Source organism: Microbacterium galbinum (assembly GCF_023091225.1).
Classification (GTDB): domain Bacteria; phylum Actinomycetota; class Actinomycetes; order Actinomycetales; family Microbacteriaceae; genus Microbacterium; species Microbacterium galbinum.
In genome coordinates this window covers 2,235,395-2,254,026 of sequence record NZ_JAHWXM010000001.1, presented here as the reverse complement: position 1 = coordinate 2,254,026, position 18,632 = coordinate 2,235,395, and the positions used below count along the sequence as shown (strand labels likewise).

16 protein-coding genes are annotated in these 18,632 nt (G+C 68.9%); 9 read left to right on the top strand and 7 right to left on the bottom strand.

Annotated features, from left to right (window positions below):
- Positions 1-35 precede the first annotated feature (35 nt).
- On the top strand, positions 36-1,940 hold the full coding sequence (gene ilvD / locus KZC52_RS10720) for a dihydroxy-acid dehydratase (protein ID WP_247624038.1): 1,905 nt from the start codon (positions 36-38) through the stop codon (positions 1,938-1,940).
- Between the two features lie 70 nt (positions 1,941-2,010).
- Here ilvD and KZC52_RS10715 read toward each other — a convergent pair whose 3' ends face one another.
- Complete coding sequence (locus KZC52_RS10715) at positions 2,011-3,021, bottom strand: LacI family DNA-binding transcriptional regulator (RefSeq protein ID WP_247624037.1); 1,011 nt, start codon at positions 3,019-3,021, stop codon at positions 2,011-2,013.
- Between the two features lie 191 nt (positions 3,022-3,212).
- On the opposite strand from KZC52_RS10715, the gene KZC52_RS10710 reads away from it, so the two are divergent.
- Together KZC52_RS10710 and KZC52_RS10705 are read left to right on the top strand one after the other, a co-directional pair.
- Positions 3,213-9,257 (top strand): GH92 family glycosyl hydrolase, encoded by a 6,045-nt coding sequence (locus tag KZC52_RS10710; RefSeq protein WP_247624036.1) that lies wholly within the window; start codon positions 3,213-3,215, stop codon positions 9,255-9,257.
- Between the two features lie 199 nt (positions 9,258-9,456).
- On the top strand, positions 9,457-9,906 hold the full coding sequence (locus KZC52_RS10705; protein ID WP_247624035.1) for an NUDIX hydrolase: 450 nt from the start codon (positions 9,457-9,459) through the stop codon (positions 9,904-9,906).
- A 37-nt stretch (positions 9,907-9,943) separates the two neighbouring features.
- Here the strand turns inward: KZC52_RS10705 and KZC52_RS17580 are convergent, their stop codons facing one another.
- Together KZC52_RS17580 and KZC52_RS10695 are read right to left on the bottom strand one after the other, a co-directional pair.
- The gene (locus tag KZC52_RS17580; protein WP_247624034.1) at positions 9,944-11,059 is read right to left on the bottom strand and encodes a M24 family metallopeptidase; all 1,116 of its coding nucleotides are present in this window, start codon (positions 11,057-11,059) and stop codon (positions 9,944-9,946) included.
- A 27-nt stretch (positions 11,060-11,086) separates the two neighbouring features.
- On the bottom strand, positions 11,087-11,548 hold the full coding sequence (locus tag KZC52_RS10695; protein ID WP_247624033.1) for a DUF1801 domain-containing protein: 462 nt from the start codon (positions 11,546-11,548) through the stop codon (positions 11,087-11,089).
- 136 nt (positions 11,549-11,684) lie between these two features.
- On the opposite strand from KZC52_RS10695, the gene KZC52_RS10690 reads away from it, so the two are divergent.
- Positions 11,685-12,107 carry an NUDIX hydrolase gene (locus KZC52_RS10690; RefSeq protein WP_247624032.1) on the top strand — a complete coding sequence of 141 codons (423 nt, stop codon included), beginning with the start codon at positions 11,685-11,687 and terminating at the stop codon, positions 12,105-12,107.
- 25 nt (positions 12,108-12,132) lie between these two features.
- Here the strand turns inward: KZC52_RS10690 and KZC52_RS10685 are convergent, their stop codons facing one another.
- Complete coding sequence (locus KZC52_RS10685; RefSeq protein ID WP_247624745.1) at positions 12,133-12,561, bottom strand: aminoacyl-tRNA deacylase; 429 nt, start codon at positions 12,559-12,561, stop codon at positions 12,133-12,135.
- Positions 12,562-12,626: 65 nt separating this feature from the next.
- On the bottom strand, positions 12,627-13,151 hold the full coding sequence (locus KZC52_RS10680; protein ID WP_247624031.1) for a DNA helicase: 525 nt from the start codon (positions 13,149-13,151) through the stop codon (positions 12,627-12,629).
- Between the two features lie 146 nt (positions 13,152-13,297).
- On the opposite strand from KZC52_RS10680, the gene KZC52_RS10675 reads away from it, so the two are divergent.
- Positions 13,298-13,855, top strand: a complete 558-nt coding sequence (locus KZC52_RS10675; RefSeq protein WP_247624030.1) for a peptidylprolyl isomerase — start codon at positions 13,298-13,300, stop codon at positions 13,853-13,855.
- A 21-nt stretch (positions 13,856-13,876) separates the two neighbouring features.
- The gene (locus KZC52_RS10670; protein ID WP_247624029.1) at positions 13,877-14,779 is read left to right on the top strand and encodes a rhomboid family intramembrane serine protease; all 903 of its coding nucleotides are present in this window, start codon (positions 13,877-13,879) and stop codon (positions 14,777-14,779) included.
- A gap of 183 nt (positions 14,780-14,962) precedes the next feature.
- On the opposite strand, the gene KZC52_RS10665 is transcribed toward KZC52_RS10670, so the two are convergent.
- Positions 14,963-15,202 (bottom strand): cell division protein CrgA, encoded by a 240-nt coding sequence (locus tag KZC52_RS10665; protein WP_247624028.1) that lies wholly within the window; start codon positions 15,200-15,202, stop codon positions 14,963-14,965.
- 102 nt (positions 15,203-15,304) lie between these two features.
- On the opposite strand from KZC52_RS10665, the gene KZC52_RS10660 reads away from it, so the two are divergent.
- Genes KZC52_RS10660 through KZC52_RS10650 form a run of 3 tightly spaced genes read left to right on the top strand, consistent with a single transcriptional unit; the run spans position 15,305 to position 16,897 of the window.
- A complete protein-coding gene (locus KZC52_RS10660) occupies positions 15,305-16,099 on the top strand; it encodes a class E sortase (RefSeq protein WP_247624027.1) in 795 nt (264 codons plus the stop codon).
- 16 nt (positions 16,100-16,115) lie between these two features.
- Positions 16,116-16,271 (top strand): hypothetical protein, encoded by a 156-nt coding sequence (locus KZC52_RS10655; RefSeq protein ID WP_247624026.1) that lies wholly within the window; start codon positions 16,116-16,118, stop codon positions 16,269-16,271.
- Complete coding sequence (locus KZC52_RS10650; RefSeq protein ID WP_247624025.1) at positions 16,268-16,897, top strand: anthranilate synthase component II; 630 nt, start codon at positions 16,268-16,270, stop codon at positions 16,895-16,897. Before KZC52_RS10655 ends, KZC52_RS10650 begins: the two co-directional genes overlap by 4 nt.
- A gap of 9 nt (positions 16,898-16,906) precedes the next feature.
- Here KZC52_RS10650 and pknB read toward each other — a convergent pair whose 3' ends face one another.
- Entirely contained in the window at positions 16,907-18,601 is a 1,695-nt protein-coding gene (gene pknB / locus KZC52_RS10645; RefSeq protein ID WP_308194254.1) for a Stk1 family PASTA domain-containing Ser/Thr kinase, read from the bottom strand.
- Positions 18,602-18,632: the final 31 nt, after the last annotated feature.

Genomic DNA, 18,632 nt, shown 5'->3' with positions numbered 1-18,632 from the left:
TTCCGGCATCCGTCCCGTCCCACGAAAGTGGAACCATGCCCACCCCTCTTCGTTCCCGCACCGTCACGCATGGCCGCAACGCCGCCGGAGCCCGCGCCCTCTTCCGCGCCGCCGGCGTCAACGCCGCCGACTTCGGCAAGCCGATGATCGCCGTGGCGAACAGCTTCACCGAGTTCGTGCCCGGCCACACGCACCTGCAGCCGGTCGGACGCATCGTCTCCGACGCGATCTCGGCGGCGGGCGGCATCCCCCGCGAGTTCAACACGATCGCCGTCGACGATGGCATCGCCATGGGTCACGGCGGCATGCTCTACTCGCTGCCCTCGCGCGACCTGATCGCCGACTCGGTCGAGTACATGGTCAACGCGCACCAGGCCGACGCGCTCGTGTGCATCTCGAACTGCGACAAGATCACCCCCGGCATGCTCATGGCCGCGCTGCGCCTGAACATCCCCACGGTGTTCGTGTCGGGCGGTCCGATGGAGGCCGGTCGCGCGACGCTGGTCGACGGATCGGTGCGCACCCTCGACCTGGTCGACGCGATCTCCGAGGCGGCGAACGACACGGTGTCGGATGCCGACATCCAGCGCATCGAGGAGAACGCCTGCCCGACCTGCGGATCGTGCTCGGGCATGTTCACCGCCAATTCGATGAACTGCCTCGTCGAGGCGCTGGGCCTCGCCCTGCCGGGCAACGGTTCGGTGCTCGCCACCCATACCGCTCGTCGCGCGCTGTACGAGAAGGCCGGCGAGGTCGCGGTGCAGATCACCCGTCGCTTCTACGACGAGGACGACCGTTCGGTGCTGCCGCGCGAGGTCGCGAGCTTCGCCGCGTTCGAGAACGCGATGGCGCTCGACATCGCGATGGGCGGATCGACGAACACGATCCTGCACCTGCTCGCCGCCGCCCACGAGGCCGGGATCGACTTCGGCCTCGACGAGATCGATGCGATCTCGCGTCGCGTGCCCTGCCTCGCCAAGATCGCCCCGAACCCGGCCTACGGCCGCATGTACTACATGGAGGACGTGCACCGCGCGGGCGGCATCCCCGCCGTGCTCGGCGAGCTGCGTCGTGGCGGTCTGCTGAAGGAAGACGTGAGCACCATCCACTCGGAGTCGTTCGCGGCCTGGCTCGACGACTGGGACATCCGTGGCGGAAAGGCGACCGACGTCGCGAAGGATCTGTGGTTCGCGGCTCCCGGTGGCGTGCGCTCGTCGAGCGCGTTCTCGCAGTCGGAGCGCTGGGCGGCTCTCGACGAGGACGGCGAGAACGGATGCATCCGCGATGTCGACCACGCCTACTCGGTCGACGGTGGTCTGGCCGTGCTGCGCGGCAACCTGGCCGTCGACGGCGCCGTGGTGAAGACCGCGGGCGTCGACCCGTCGATCCTGGTCTTCTCGGGCCCGGCGGTGGTGTGCGAGTCGCAGGAGGAGGCGGTCGCGAAGATCCTCGGCAAGAAGATCCAGCCGGGCGACGTGGTCGTCATCCGCTACGAGGGTCCCAAGGGCGGCCCGGGCATGCAGGAGATGCTGCACCCGACGTCGTTCCTCAAGGGCCGCGGACTGGGCAAGGTGTGCGCCCTGATCACCGATGGCCGCTTCTCGGGCGGCACCTCGGGTCTGTCGATCGGGCACGTCTCGCCCGAGGCGGCATCCGGCGGCGTCATCGCGCTCGTCGAGGACGGCGACATCATCTCGATCGACATCCCCACCCGCGGCATGACCCTCGAGGTCAGCGAGGCCGAACTCGAGCAGCGTCGTGCGCGCCTGTTGGACGCCGGTGGGTACCGTCCCGTCGACCGTCAGCGCCCCGTCTCCCTGGCGCTGCGCGCCTACGCGGCCATGGCGACCTCGGCCGACCGCGGTGCGGTGCGCGACGTCGAGGCGGTCGAGAACGCCCTGCGCGAGCAGGAGGTTCGCCGGGCGTCCGCGCTCGTCTGAACCCGACGCTGAGGGGTCAGAACACGCCGCACGCGACTGCACGCCTGCGGCGTGTCTTGACCCCTCACGATCACTGTGAGCGGGTCGACGTCCGTTCGATCAGGCGCATCGGCACCACCACGCTCTCGGGCTCACGGGTCCGGTCGCCGAGGCGGGCGAGCGCCAGGCGTGCGGCCGACCGCCCGAGCTCTTCGACGTCGCCGGTCACGACGCTGATCCCGAGCACCGTCGCCCACTCCGGGTCGTCGAAGCCGATCACGGCGGGCGGCGCATCCGTCGTCGCGATCTCCTCCATGACGCCGAGCAGCACGCGGTTGTTGCCGGCGACGATCGCGGTCGGAGGTTCGTCGAGGGCGAGCAGTTCGCGCACGCACTCGCGCGACGATGCGACGTCGTGCGCGTCGGTGCGCAGCAGCTCGCGCCAGGCGACCGGCGACCCGTCGAGCACGTCGCCCATGCCGGCGAGACGGGCGCGGTAGGTGGGCAGCCAGGCGTAGTCGCCGATGAACGCGATGCGCCGGTGTCCGCGATCGATCAGGTGCTGGGCGACGAGGCGCCCGCCCTCGCGGTTGTCGAACACGACGGAGTCGGCGGCGAGATTCTCGGCCGGCCGGTCGACGAAGACGACCGGGATGCCGCGGGCCTGCAGCGTCGCGTAGTCGGCGTGATCGGTCATCGCCGAGACCGTGATGACCGCCTTGGTCTGCCGGTCGGCGAGGTCGTGCGCGACGCGCTTCTCCTGCTCGGCGGACTCGCGGGAGTTCGCCACAGACAGGTGCATACCGCGCGGGCGGATCTCGTCTTCGACGGCCTGGGCGAGAGCCGAGTAGAACGGGTTGGTGAAGTCTCCGGTGATGAGTCCGAGCGAATCCGCGAGACGACCGCTGGCGAGGAGGCTCGCGGCAGCGTTGCGCTGGTAGTCGAGCTCGGCGGCTGCGGCGAGCACGCTCGTGAGGGTCTTCTCGCTGACGTACGACTCGCCTCCGAGTGCACGCGATGCCGTCTTCAGGCTCACGCCGGCGCGTGCGGCGACCTGCGCGAGCGTGGGGCGGGGTGCGGCCCCGTCTTCGTGTGGTGTCATCTGTTCCTCTACCGCCTCGAGCGATCTGCTCATTATGACGGGTCATCCGATGGGGGATGCATCTTCCGCCCACGGCATCCGCTGTGTTAGTGTCTCGATCTATGACAGCGATGTCATAAACGTCGCGCAGCCCGCCCCCCGGTATCTGCGACAGGCGAACGACACACCGCAGTGGAGTTTGAGGAGCAACCATGACTGTTCCCCGTAAGAGGAACGCACGACCCGCAGGTCGCATCTGGGCGGCCGCCGGCGCCGCCGTGACGGTGACCCTGGCCATGCTGACGCCGCTCCCCGCGGCGGCTGCAGCAGGAGGGACGTTCTCGTCGTCCTTCGAATCGACGGATGCGGTGCCCGCACTCGCGGGCACCGGTGAAGCCGTCAACATCACCGGCGACCGCTTCGCCCCCGGCAGCATGCTGCCCGCGATCGCGCCGAACGGTGTCACGGCCTCGGCGCAGAACGCGCCGAACGAAGCCGCCGTGTTCGCCGCCGACGCCAACGCCTCGACCAAGTGGCTCGCCTTCGTCAACAAGGGGTGGCTGCAGTACCAGCTCACCGCCGCGCAGCCGCTGCAGAAGTACACGCTCACCTCGGGTGGCGACGCGCAGGAGCGCGACCCCAAGAACTTCCGCGTGCTGGGCTCGAACAACGGCACGGACTGGACCCCGGTCGACGAGCGGACCGGGGAGATGTTCACCGCGCGCGGTCAGACCCGCACGTTCGAACTGGCTGCGCCGAGCGCGCCGTTCCTCTACTACCGTCTCGACATCACCGAGAACCGCACGCCCACCACCAACCTCATCCAGCTCGCCGACTTCGAGCCCATCGCGGTGAGCGACGGCGCCCCGACCGCGAGCGACCTGCGTGTCGTCGTCGGCAACGGTCCGACGGCGTCCGACACCGCCAAGACCGGCGTCGGCTTCACCGGAACCAAGGCCGTGCAGTACTCGGGCCGTCACCTCGACGCCGGCGCCGCATCGTCGACCACCACCCTCTACGAGAACGTCGATGTGATCGTCGACGGCGACAGCCAGCTGTCGTACCTCGTCTTCCCCGTGCTCGACGGCGAGCAGACGTACGCGGCCACCTTCGTGGCCGTCGATCTCGCCTTCGACGACGGCACCACGCTCGCCGCGACGCCCGGCGTGACCGACTCGTACGGCTACCCCGTCACCGCCACCGAGCAGGGCCGCTCGAACAGGCTCTGGCCCAACCAGTGGAACAAGGTCACCGTCGACCTCGGAGCCTTCGAGGGTCGCACCGTCGAAGACATCCGCTTCACGTACTCCCACCCGGGCGCGGACGTGAAGAACATCGAGGCGCCGACCGCGGCCACCGCGTTCACCGGCTGGCTCGACGACGTCGAGATCGACGCCGCGACCCCGCTCGATGACTCCGACGGACTCGTGTCGTACGTCGACACCCGCCGCGGCACGAACTCGACCGGTGGCTTCTCCCGCGGCAACAACCTGCCCGCGACGGCTTGGCCCAACGGCTTCAACTTCATCACCCCGATGACGAACGCGGACAACACCGGAACGATCTACCAGTACCAGCGCGCCAACAACGCGCAGAACAAGCCCGGACTCAACGGCATCGGTTTCTCGCACCAGCCGAGCATCTGGATGGGCGACCGCAACCAGCTCGCCGTGCTCCCCGCCGCGAACGCCAACCCGACCTCGAACCTGAACGACCGCAAGCTCACGTTCACGCACGAGAACGAGATCGCGCGGCCCGACATCTACGACGTCACCTTCGACAACGGCATCCGCACCGAGGTGACCGCCACCGACCACGGTGCGATCTACCGCTTCGAGTTCGCCGGCGACGCGAGCTCGATCCTCATCGATCAGCTCGTGAACTCGTCGAAGCTCTCGATCTCGGGCGACACGGTCAGCGGCTGGGTCGACGGAGGTTCCGGCTGGCCCGGACGCACCCGCATGTTCGTCTACGGCACCTTCGACCGCGCACCCGCGACGGCCGGCCCGACGACCGTCGGCGACCGCAACGGCACCGCGCGCTTCGCCTCGTTCGACACGACCGGTGACCGCTCGGTCGAGCTGCGCATCTCGTCGTCGTTCATCTCGCAGGACCAGGCGAAGAAGAACCACGACTTCGAACTGAAGGACGTCTCGTTCGACGACGCCCACGCCGCGGTGAAGGATGCCTGGAACGAGCGCCTCTCGGTCGTCGACGACGTGCAGGGCGCGACCGACACGCAGCTCATCACGCTCTACTCGAGCCTGTACCGGCTCAACCTGTACCCGAACTCGCAGTTCGAGAACACGGGCACCGAGGCGGACCCGGTCTACAAGTACGCGAGCCCCGTGGCCGGCACGACCGGCTCGGCGAGCGACACCCAGACCAACGCCAAGATCGTCGACGGCAAGATCTACGTCAACAACGGCTTCTGGGACACGTACCGCACCGCCTGGCCGCTGTACTCGATGCTCTACCCCGACGTGACCGAAGAACTCGTCGACGGCTTCGTGCAGCAGTACCGCGACAGCGGATGGATCGCACGTTGGTCGTCTCCCGGCTACGCCGACCTGATGACCGGCACGAGCTCCGACGTCGCGTTCGCCGAGGCGTACCTCGCAGGCGCCCTCTCGACCGACACGGCACTCGAGGCCTATGACGCCGCGGTGAAGAACGCGACCGTGCTGCCGGCATCCAACGCCGTCGGCCGCAAGGGACTCGGGCAGTCGATCTTCCTCGGCTACACCGAGGCCACCACCCACGAGAGCGCGTCGTGGGGTCTCGAGGGCTACATCAACGACTTCGGTATCGCCGAGATGGCGAAGGCCCTGTCGGAGGACCCGAACACCCCCGCCGACCGCGTCGCTCAGCTAAAGGAGGAGGCGACGTACTTCGAGGCGCGCGCCGAGCACTACGGCGAGATGTTCAACCCGGAGGCGGGCACGTTCACCTCGCGCAACGCCGACGGCTCGTGGACCTCGGGCGCCGACTTCGACAAGAAGGCGTGGGGCGGTGCCTTCACCGAGGCGAGCGCTTGGACCTTCGGCTTCCACGCGCCGCACGACGTCGACGGCCTGGCCGCGCTCTACGGCGGACGCCAGGGCCTGGTCGACGTGATGCACGACTTCCTCACCGTGCGCGAGAAGGCCGACTACTCCGGCATCCACGAGGCGCGCGAGGCGCGTGACGTGCGACTGGGCATGCTCGGCATGTCGAACCAGATCGCGCACCACATCCCCTACGTGCTCGCCGAGGCGGGCGACCCCTCGGGTGCGCAGGAGCTGATCCGCGACATCCAGGACCGCCTCTTCATCGGCGACGACATCGGCCAGGGCTACCCGGGCGATGAGGACAACGGCGAGTTCTCGGCCTGGTACGTCTTCTCGGCGCTCGGCTTCTACCCGCTCGAGGTCGGCTCCGGCGACTACACGATCGGTACGCCGCTATTCGACAGCGCGACACTGAACATCGGCGGCAAGAAGCTCGTCATCAACGCCCCCGGGGCGTCCGCGGGCAAGGACTACGTGGCGGGCGCCAGCATCAACGGCACCCCGATCACCGAGACCACCTTCGACGGAGACCTCGTCCGCGCGGGCGGAACGCTCGACTTCACGATGAGCGACACGCCCTCGGCGTGGGGTGCGAAGGACCTCGGTGAGGAGCTCGACGTGCCCGCGACCCTGGTCGACGCGACGAAGGCCGGACGCGGCGTGCTGACGGCCACCGACGGAACCCCCGTCGGGTCGCTCGTCGATGACAACATGAGCTCCAACGTGGCGTTCACGGGCGACACCGCCGAACTCGTCTGGACGTCTCAGTCCGGTCCGGTCTCGATCGGCCAGTACACACTCACGAGTGCGAACAGGGCGAACGCGCCGTCGAGCTGGACGCTCGAGGGCTCGGTCGACGGCACCACCTGGACCGAGATCGACAGCCGCACGGCGCAGTCCTTCACCTGGGACACGCAGACGCGACCGTTCACGACCGCGAACCAGGACGGCTTCACGAGCGTGAAGCTGACGCTGAAGACGGATGCCGCGACGCTCGCGCTCTCGGAGGTCGAACTGTTCGCCTCGGCATCCGCCGCCGACGGTCTCGCCATCTCGGCCGGATCGCCGCAGCGGGTCGCGGTCGACACCGAGTTCACGGGAACCCTCGCCACCATCGTCGGGACCGAGACGGATGCCTCCGGCTACACCGTCACGGTCGACTACGGCGACGGCGTCGCGGTGACCGACGTGACGCTGACGCGCGACGACCTGGGTGGCTGGAAGGTGAGCGCACCGCACACCTTCACGAAGCCGGGCACGTACTCGGCAGCGATCACGGTGCGGGACTCGGCCGGAGCGGTGGCCCAGACCACGGCGATGGTGACCGCGTTCCGCGATGAGACGCTGGTCGGCGCCTTCAACAACGTCTGCATCGGTGATCTGGGCGTCACGGCCGCGAACTGCGACTCGCAGGGCCACGGGTACTTCCGCGACAAGATCAACGCCGACGGCTTCGTGCAGGGTCAGACCCTGACCGTCCCGAACACGACGCTGACCTACGACCTGCCGGCGATCCCGGCCGGCCAGCCCGACAACATCACGGGCGAGGGTCAGACGGTCAAGGTGTCGCTCGGCACCGGTGCCACGCAGATCGCGTTCATCGGAACCGCCACCGAGAGCAACCGCGACTCGGTCGCGACGCTGCACTTCACCGACGGCACGACGCAGCAGGTGACGATCAGCCTGGGCGACTGGGTCGGCGCATCCGGCAACCCCTACAAGGGCAACACGGTGCTGACGATCTCGGAGGGCCGCCTCTCGGGCACGGGTCCCGAGGGTTCGGTGAAGAACACCGCCATCTACGCCACCGCCGGCATCCCGCTGGCGGTCGATGGAGACGGTGCGCCGAAGGTCGTCGAGTCGCTCACGATGCCGAAGGAGGCGGGTTCGCTCAACGACGGACGCGTGCACATCTTCGCTCTCGCCTCGGACGGCGACCGCACGGCAGCCGCTCCCCTGAGCGTCACGGCCGGAACGGTCGACGGTCAGATCGCGGGCGAGGAGTTCGACGCGACGCTCGCGACGATCGCCGGTGGTCAGGGCGAGACGTCGGCACTCGTCAACTGGGGTGACGGAACTCCTGTCGCCGAAGTGACGATCGCCGACGGCGCGGTCACGGGAACGCACACCTACGCCACCGCCGGCACCTACACGGTGACGGTCACGGCCGACGACGGCGTGCGGTCGGCGGATGCGCAGCTCGAGATCGGGGTCGTCGACCCCGAGCCCGAGTACGCCCCCGAGATCCAGGTGCCCGAGGGCACGGTCGCCCCGGGAGACCGGGTGACCATCACGGGTTCGGGCTTCGCCGCCGGAGAGAACGTGTCGGTGCGCATCGACTCGGAGACCCCGGTGGTCGTGAAGGCCGATGGGAACGGTGCGATCAGTGCCGAGATCACGGTTCCGGTGGATGCCATCGACGGCGCGCACCCGGTGGTGGCGCTCGGCGACGTCTCGAAGGTCGAGGCTCGTGGAGCGGTCCAGGTGGCCGTCGACCCGACGGCCCCGCGCAACACGTCGGTCTCGCTGTCGGCCGGATCGGACGACCCGGTCGCGGGCGAGTCGATCCCGCTGATCGCGACGGTGAAGCCCGCGGGCGCCGCCGGCAAGGTCGACTTCTTCGAGGGCGACGAGATCGTCGGCTCGGCGGAGGTCACCGGTGGCACGGCCACGGCCGACGTCACCATCGCGACCTCGGGTGCGCACACCTACATCGCCCGGTTCGTGCCGGCCGACGACACGGCGTTCCGCGCCTCGGAGTCGGCGCCTCTCACGATCGACGTGCGCGACACCCCGGTGCTCGAGGCCGAGCTCGTGATCGGAGCGTCGACCGTTCAGCAGGGTGGCACGGTGCAGGTGACCGGTCGCGGGTTCGCCTCGGGCGAGGTCGTGTCGCTGACGCTGCACTCCGAGCCGATCCACCTGACGGATGCCGTCGCCGACGAGTCCGGAGCATTCCGACTCCAGGTGACGATCCCGACGAACGCGGAGGTCGGCGCCCACACGCTGATCGCCGTCGGAGCAGATTCCGGTCTGACCGCGGAAGGCGCTCTCACGATCACTGCCGCACCGGTCGGTGGCGGTGGTGGCGGCGACGGGCTCGCCGGAACCGGCGGAACCGTCCCGATCGCCGCGATCGCGGTGCTGCTGCTCCTGCTCGCCGCCGGTGGCGTGCTGGTGCTGCGCCGACGCCGCGTGGAGTCCTAACCCCCGCTCCACTCCCCACAGAAGCCGCCCTCCCCGCCCCCGGGGGAGGGCGGCTTCGCCTTTCTCGTGGCGGGCCCTTCGACAGGCTCAGGGACCCAGTTCCTGCGGTCAGGGCACGTCCGCTGGGTCAGGGCACGTCCGCTGGGTCGCTGAGCCTGTCGAAGCGTCCCACCACGTGACCGCCCGATACGCTCACGGGATGGATGCCGAGCACGAGATCGTCGTCCGCGTGACGTCGGATGCCCCGTGGCTCCCGCCGGGTGGCCGGGCCGAAGTCGTGCGGCGGGACAGTCCGTCGAGCCCGATGTCGATGGTGAGGCTGCTCCTTCGCCGCGGTGACGAGGTGTTCTGCGTCCCCCGGGCGGAGACGGGAAAGCTCGACCTCCCGACGGGACTGACGGCTGCGAACGATCTCGACGGATCGGTCGCGATCCGCGCGCTCGCCGCGGAGGTGGCGGGTCTCGGTGCCGATCTCGCGTTCGTCGGTGCCGTGCGCAACGTCGTCGAGCGTCCGGTGGACGACTACCCCTGGCCGACTCCGCGCGCCCACTTCGGCGTGTGGGCGTCTCCGGATGCCCCGATCATCGACGGCACCTGGGTCGATCTCGCGACGCTGACCGAACGCCACTGGCACCCACTCGCCAGTTGATTTCTCCCGTCCCAGCGCCCCCACCCCGCGCGAGCGCTCAGACCGAGCGCAGGGAATGCTCGGAGGTGTTGAGGCGCTCGCAGCCGTCGGCGGTGAGCACGACGATGTCCTCGATGCGGGCGCCCCACTCCCCCGAGAAGTAGATGCCGGGCTCGATGCTGAAGGCCATGCCCTCGCGCAGCACCAGGTCGTTTCCGGGCGCGATGTAGGGCTCCTCGTGCACGGAGACGCCGATGCCGTGACCCGTGCGGTGCAGGAAGGCCTCGCCCAGCCCGGCATCCGCGAGCACCTGCCGGGCGGCGGCGTCGACCTCGGATGCCGTGACCCCGGGCCGTGCGGCGTCCACTGCCGCCTGCTGCGCGCGCACGAGTACGGCGATGCGCTCAGCCGCCTCCGGATCGGGGGCGCCAACCGCATAGGTGCGCGTGCTGTCGGAGTTGTAGCCGCTGGGCACCGCTCCCCCGATGTCGACGACCACGATGTCGCCCTCTTCGATCACGCGATCCGACACCTCATGATGCGGGTCCGCGCCGTTCGGCCCCGACCCGACGATCACGAATTCGACGGTCTCGTGACCCTCGGCGACGATGGCCCGGGCGATGTCGGCGGCGACTTCGCGTTCGGTGCGACCGGCGCGCAGCCACTCGGGCACGCGGCGGTGCACGGCGTCGATCGCGTCGCCCGCCCGACGCAGCTCGGCGATTTCGGCGGCATCCTTGATCATGCGACCCTCCCGCAGCACGGGCGTCGCGAGCTCGAGACGCACGCCCAGGCGCTCGCCGATCGGGATCACGTGCAGGGCGGGCAGGGCATCGGACACCCCGACCCGCGCCACCGATCCGACGGCGTCCGCGACCAGGTCGTACGGGTTCTCGCCGTCGACCCAGTCCGACACCGCGAGGCCGAGCGTGCCGACCGCCGTGCTGCGCACCTTCGCGAGTTCCATGCGGGGCACGACCACGGTCGGCGCGACACCGGGCCCGATCACGAGAGCGGTCAACCGCTCGATCGTGTCTCCCTCTACCCCGATCAGGTACTGCAGGTCGGGACCGGGGCCGACGATGACGGCGTCGAGCCCCGCTTCGGCGGCGAGAGCGGATGCTCGCTCGAGACGGGCGGAGTATACGGAGGAGGAGAAGGGCGGAGTGCTCACCCGGCCCACGCTACTCCGCCGCGGGCCTCAGCTGATGGCGAGACGGATGCGCTCGGTGAGCAGCGTGCGGTTCGCCGGGGTGAGTTCGAGCAGAGCATAGGCGGTCGGCCACATCGTGCCCTCGTCGAGGTTCGAGATGGGCTCGAAGCCGAACGTGCCGTAACGCACCTTGAACTTGCTCGCGGGCTGGAAGAAGCACAGCACCTTGCCGTCCTTCCCCCACCCGGGCATGCCGTAATACGTGCGGGGCATGAGGTCGGGCGCGACCTCCATGACGAGTTCGTGCAGCGCGGTGGCGAGCTTCTTGTCGTTCTCGTCGGGCAGCTTGGCGATCGCCTCCCGCAGGTCGGCCTCCCCTGCCGCGCGCTGCTCCTCGGGCGTCTTCTTCGCGCGGGAGCGCTTCGCCTTGGCCTCCTGGGCGGCGGCCTGCATGGCTTCGCGTTCTTCGGCGGTGAAGTTCTTCGTGTCGGTCTTCTTGTCGTCGGCCATGACGACTCCTCTCATCGGTGCGGTGATCTCAGCGTAAGGACGCCGGGGGCCGCGTGGCTTCTCGATTCGTGATCGATCGCCCGCGGCATCCGTCATACGCGGAGATCCCCCGGTGAGCGCCGGTTAGTGTGGGGGAATGGACCTGCGTGTGGCGGCATACGCGGTCGTCACGGACGACGACGACCGCCTGCTCCTCGCGCGCTGGATCGAGGGCCGCCGCGTCGCGTGGACGATGCCCGGTGGAGGGCTCGAGGCCGGGGAGTCTCCCGAAGACGCCGTGCGCCGCGAGCTCCGCGAGGAGACCGGGTACACCGTGAAGGTCGGCGAGTTGCTCGGCATCCACTCCCGGGTCATTCCCGCGAGCCAGCGCGTGCACAAGGCCGATCAGCCGCTGCACACCCTCCGCATCGTCTATCGGGCGACCGTGACGGGCGGCAAGCTGCGTTACGAGACCGACGGGTCGACCGACATGGCGGGATGGTTCACGCGCTCGGCGGTCGCGGAGCTTCAGCGGGTCAAGCTCGTCGACATCTCGCTGCGCATGGCCGGGATCTTCTGACCGCGACACGCGAGCGAGCGGATGCTCAGGCCCGGGGTTCCTCGGGAACCGAGATGTCGGCGACGGTGGCGCCGTAGGCGGCGATGAGGTCGTCGGCGTCGACGAACAGGCTGTATCCGTGCGCTCCCGCTCCCATGGCGATGCGCTGTCCGACGATCGACTCGTCGGCGAAGACGGGCCAGTCGGTCGTGCTGCCGATCGGCACGATGGTTCCCCGTTCGTAACCGGTGGCAGCGAGTGCCAGGTCGGCCTCGGGGAGCCGCAGCTTGTTCACGCCCACGACGGCGCGCAGCTTGGGCCACGAGATCGAGCGTCCACCCGGGATCAGGGCGAACAGATAGGTGTCGTCGGCGCGCTTGACCACGAGGGTCTTCACGATGCCGGACGGGTCGAGCCCCAGGAGCTCGGCTGCCTCGAAGAGGCTCCGCGCCTCCGGCCGCTCGCGGATCTCGATGTCGAGACCGCGAGCGGCGGCGGCGTCGGTGACCCGCGCGTGCGGGTCGGTGGAGTGTTCGGCGCTCACGCGTCGGGCGCGGAGAGCGGGTCGTCGGCGACCCAGAGCTCGTCGTCCGCACGCAGAGCGGTCCATGCGGCGTAGAGCACAGCGGCGGCTGCGGCGGCACCGAGGATCAGCGCGACGATCGAGCCGAGGCCCGAGCTCTGCTGCTGCTTCTTCTGGTGGGCCTTCTGCGCCTTCTTGATCTTCTTCGAGACCGGGGCGACGATGCCGTGACGCTTGTTGTTGGCGACGTCCCAGGCGCTGAGTGCCGTGCCCACGACGCCTCCGACGATCGGCACGACCTTGTCGTCGACGACGTGCTTGCCGATCTTCACGCCGCGGTCGACCACGGGGGCGACGCGACGGTTGTAGGCGTCCTGCACGACCGGCACGACCTGCTCCCGGTAGGAGTGTCCGAGCTGGTGGCTGGCCTCTCGGGCGACGCCGGCAGCGTGCCCGACGAGCTCCTGCTGCGCCTCCCAGAGCTGGTTCGCGTCCTTCTGAAGACGACGCAGTTGCTTCTTCCGCTTGCGGCTGAGGCTCACGATGCTCTCCTGTCGATGTGGAGTACGGGTTCCCCATCCTGCCAGACAAGTCTGTACGGGGGGAGGGAATCGCCCACCCCTTGACTTATCCCGAGATGTGCAGGAGAACCCGGCGAACACACCGGAAGCTCTGCGAGAATGGTCGTATGCCTCACGCTTCCCATGTCGCAACCCTGCACACCAACCACGGTGACATCGTCATCAACCTCTTCGGCGACCAGGCCCCGAAGACGGTCAAGAACTTCGTCGGCCTCGCCGACGGCACCCAGGAGTGGACGAACCCCGCGACCGGTAAGCCGGGCGAGGGTCCCCTCTACAAGGACGTCATCTTCCACCGCATCATCCCGAACTTCATGATCCAGGGCGGCGACCCGCTCGGTCAGGGCGTCGGCGGTCCGGGCTACAACTTCAACGACGAGATCAACGCCGAGCTCAACTTCGACCAGCCGTACATCCTCGCGATGGCGAACGCCGGCTTGCGCCGCAACGCCATCACGGGCGAGGTCGAGGGCACGAACGGCTCGCAGTTCTTCATCACCACCGACCCGACCCCGTGGCTCAAGGGCAAGCACACGATCTTCGGCGAGGTCGCCGATGACGCCTCGAAGGCCGTCGTCGACAAGATCGGCTCGGTTCCCACCGCTGCCGGCGACCGCCCGATCGAGCCCGTCGTGCTCCAGTCGATCGACATCGTCGCGGCCTGACGACAGCGATCGCCGATCCGGATGACGACGCCTGAGTTCGCGAGCAATCGCGACAACTTCTGTTACCGGCATCCGGATCGGCAGAGCTTCGTGCTCTGCCAGCGCTGCCTGCGCACGATCTGCGGCGAATGCCAGACGCCCGCCGCGGTCGGGGTGATCTGCCCCGAGTGCATGAAGGCCGAGCGCAAGAACCGCACCCCCGCGCAGAAGCGCGCCGAGCGACGCTGGGGTGGCGGTTCGACGGCCGCCGTCATGGGGACCACCCGCAGCGGACGCCCTCTGGTCACGTACGCCCTCCTGGCGGTGACCTCGTTGGTCGGTCTCATCCAGCTCATTCCCGGGGTGGGCGAGGCGCTCACGCAGCAGATGGTGTTCGCGGCGGCGTACCTCTACCCCGATCTGTCCGGAGCGCCTTTCCAGCCCTGGCGCCTGCTCACGGCGGTGTTCGCGCACGGCGGGTTCATCCATCTCGCCCTCAACATGCTCGCGCTGTGGTTGATCGGCCAGAGCCTCGAGCCCATGCTCGGGCGGGTGCGCTTCCTCGCGCTCTACCTGATCAGTGGTCTCGGTGGCTCGGTGATGGTCGCCCTTCTCGACCCGAGTCAGCCGACGGTCGGAGCATCCGGTGCGATCTTCGGCATGATGGCGGCTCTGCTCATCATCGGCCGCCACATCGGAGCCAATGTCACCGGACTCCTGGTGATCCTGGGCATCAATTTCGTCTATGGACTCTTCTTCGGCGGCGGGCGCATCTCGTGGCAGGCCCATCTCGGCGGACTCGTCGTGGGCGCGCTCGTGGCCTACATCATCGTCAAGACGAAGCGGCGAGAGCAGCGGATCTGGCAGATCGTCGCTCTGGCGGCGCTGACGGTCGTGCTGCTCGTCGTGGTCTTCGTCGTTCCACCGCTGATCATTCTGGCCTGATGAGGGGTTGTTAACAACTCTGTTAACACCTGTGAATAACACCGGTGTAATTCTCCCCAGGTGTGGATAGACCTGTGGATAACTCTGTGGGCGGCTTGTGAGTTCCTGGGGATACAGCCCCGCCCGGAACGACGAAGGCCCCTCGCCGGAGCGAGGGGCCTTCGGAAGTCGTGGGTGCTGAACTCAGCGCCAGCGCGTGGTCATGAGGAAACCGATCAGCGCGATGCCCAGGCCGATGCCGAGGTTCCAGTTGCCGAGGCCCGGGATCGGGAACTGCTGGCCCGAGATGTAGAACACGAGGATCCACGCGAGGCCCAGCAGCATGAAGCCGATCATCACCGGCTTGAACCACACGGCGTTGGGAGCGGCGTCGCCTTCGGCGCGCTCGACAGCGGGTTCTTCGGTCTTTCGGTCTCGTGCCATTCCAGCATTGTACCGAAATCGAGTGATGATCCCGAGTGCGGATGCCGGGGCGCTCCTCGACGGTCGCGGCGCACCCACAGCGCGACGGGATAAGATCACGCCATGACTGCATCCGTCGTGCCTGGGGGGCGACGCGCGCGACGGTCCCGTCGACGTTCGCGCGCCACGTTCGCGAGCGTTCTCGGGGAGCTCCTGCTCACCGCCGGCGTACTCGTTCTGTTGTTCGTCGCGTGGCAGATGTGGATCGGCGACATCATCATCGCCGCCCAGAAGAACGAAGAGGGCGCGGCCGTCTCGGCGGAGTGGGCCGCAGGTCCCACGCCCGAGCTCCCCCCGCTCGTCGAAGGCGACGACGGCTCGACGTATTACGAGCCGGTGATCCCCGCAGCACCGGCCGACACCGAGCAGCTCGGTCAGATGCACATCCCGCGTTTCGGTGCCGACTACAACTACGGCATCTACGGCGGCACGACGCGTGCCCGCACGCTCGACAACCTCGGCATCGGCGTCTACACGAACTCGAAGATGCCGGGCGAGGTCGGCAACTTCGCGATGGCCGGGCACCGCACGACCTGGGGCAAGCCGTTCAACCAGCTCGACAAGCTCCAGATCGGCGACGCGATCGTCGTCGAGACGAAGGACGGTTGGTTCACCTACCGCTTCCGCACCCTCGAGTACGTCAAGCCGACGCAGACCGACGTGCTCGCCGACGTGCCGCAGATGCCCGAGGTCGCGACCGGTGAGCGCTACATCACCCTCACCGCGTGCTCTCCCCTGTACTCGCTGGCTGAGCGCATCGTCGCCTACGGAGTGTTCGAGAGCTTCCAGCCCCGTGCCGAGGGTCCGCCCCCGGCACTGACCGACCCGCCGCCGCCCCCGGCCGCACCGTCCATCTAGAGGCACGAGGAGAAACATGTACGCCGCAATCTGGCGCCTGCTGCCCGGCCCCTGGTGGATCCGCCTGCTCATCGTGCTCGTCGCCGTCGCCGCGATCCTCTACGGGCTGTTCTGGTACGTCTTCCCGTGGATCAGCCCCATCATCAACCCCGGCGAGGTCGACCTCGAATGACCCGGGTGCTCGTGGTCGACAACCACGACAGCTTCGTGCACACCCTGGTCGGCTACCTCCACGAGCTCGGCGCCGAGACCTCGATGATCGAGGCGGACGCCGTCGACGCCGCCGAACTCGACGCGCTCCTTCCGGAGTTCGACGCCCTGCTCCTCTCCCCCGGCCCCGGCACCCCGGCGGACGCCGGAGTGTCGGTGGATGCCGTACGACTCGCGGCCGAACGACGGATGCCGCTGCTCGGCGTCTGCCTCGGGCACCAGGCGATCGGCGAGGCCTTCGGCGCCCCGGTGACCGCTGCGCCCGAGCTCATGCACGGCATGGTGTCGGCGGTCGTGCACGACGGGTCGGCGCTGTTCGACGGCATCCGCTCCCCCTTCGACGTCGGGCGGTATCACTCGCTCGGGGTCGCGGCATCCGATCTGCCCAAGGCGCTGCGCGTGACCGCGCACACGGCGTCCGGCACCGTCATGGGCATCGCGCACCGCGACCTTCCGATCGTCGGTGTGCAGTTCCACCCCGAGAGCGTGCTCACCGAGAGCGGCTATCGCCTGCTGGCGAACTGGCTCGCCCTCGCCGGCGACACGGATGCCGTGGCGCGGTCGGCGGGCCTCACCGCCCTGGTGTGACCGCCGGGGTCAGCCTGCGGGGGCGGTCGAGCAGAAGCGCAGCTCGACGGTTGTCCCGATCGCCACGTCACCGGGCGCCGCGGACATCGACAGCACAGTGTTCGGGACCTCTTTCGGCGCGCACTCACCTTGGTCGACCGGGCTGGGCACGAGACCGATTTTCTCGAGCTCCTGCTTCGCCGCGTCGACCGTGAAGCCCGCGAGGTTATAGAGAGCCATCTTGCCGCTCGCGACGACGAGGTTGACCACGGTTCCGGGCGCGACCTCGGCGTCGGCGGGCTGGCTCGACTCGATGACCGTGTCGCCCGCGATCTCGGGTTCGTTCCTCTGGATGACCGTGCCGAGTTCGAGTCCGGCATCCGCCAGTGCCTGACGGGCGGCATCGAGCGCCATGCCCTCGATGGCCGGGACGGCGACCGTCTCCTGACCCGTCGAGACGTAGATGGTGACCAGGTCGCCCTTCGCGACGGCGACACCGGCCTGCGGATCGGTGCGCGTGACGTTGCCCTCGGCGATGTCGGAGCTCGTCTCGAGCACCAGTTTCGCCTCGAGATCGAGTTCGGAGAGATCGGCCTGGGCGCGGTCGGAGGCGACGTCGACCAGGTCGGGCACCACGCGAGCGGTCTGCGGCACCTCGGGGGGACGCATTGTGACCACCCAGAACAGCACCGAGGCGATGAGCACGGCGAGAAGGGCCACACCGGCCCAGATCCACGCCACCGGCGGGCCGGACTGCGTGCGCGCCATCGTCGTGTCGGTGCTGAGCTGGCGCAGCGATCGAGCCGTCTCCTGCGCCTGGCGCGGGTTGGCACCGTAGAGCTCGCTCGTGAGTGCGCCCAGCTGCTTGCGCGTCGGAGCCTCGCCCGCGACCGCGGCGTCGAGGGCCGAGCGGAAGTGCGCGGCATCCGGGTACCGCTGGTACGGGTCCTTGGCGAGAGCGCGCAGCACGATCGGATCGAGGGCGCCCGGGGAGTCCTCGTTGAGCTCGGTCGGCGGCACCGGGGTCTCGCTGACGTGCTGGTAGGCGACGGCCACGGGCGATTCGCCGCGGAAGGGCTGACGACCGGTGAGCAGTTCGTAGAGCACCACGCCGGTGGAGTAGAGGTCGGCGCGCGCGTCGACGGGCTCGCCCTTGGCCTGCTCGGGGGAGAAGTACGCGGCCGTTCCGATGATCTGCGTGGTCTCGGCGACCGTCGACGAGGAGTCCGAGACGGCACGGGCGATGCCGAAGTCCATCACCTTGACCTTGCCGTCGGGCGTGACCATGACGTTGCCCGGCTTGATGTCGCGGTGCACGACGCCGGCACGGTGCGAGTAGTTCAGCGCCTCGAGGATGCCGTCGACGTAGCGGATCGTGTCGTCGAGGGGCACGGGGCCGGCCGCGATGATGTCCTTGAGCAGCGTCCCCTTGACGAGTTCCATCACGATGTAGGGCGGATCGTCGGACGAGGCGTCCGCCGCCGAATCGCCCGCGTCGAAGACGCGCACGATCGAGGGGTGCGACATGCGCGACGCCGCCTGCGCCTCGAGCCGGAACCGGGTGCGGAACGCGGTGTCGCGCGCCAGGTCGGGATCGAGGATCTTGATCGCGACCTCGCGCCCGAGGGTCAGGTCGTACCCGCGGTAGACCTTCGCCATGCCGCCGTGCCCGATGAGCTCGTCGACGCGGTACCTACCCGCGAGAACGCGTGGCTCTGTGGACACGGATGACCCCCCTGGGACAACTGGACGTGAT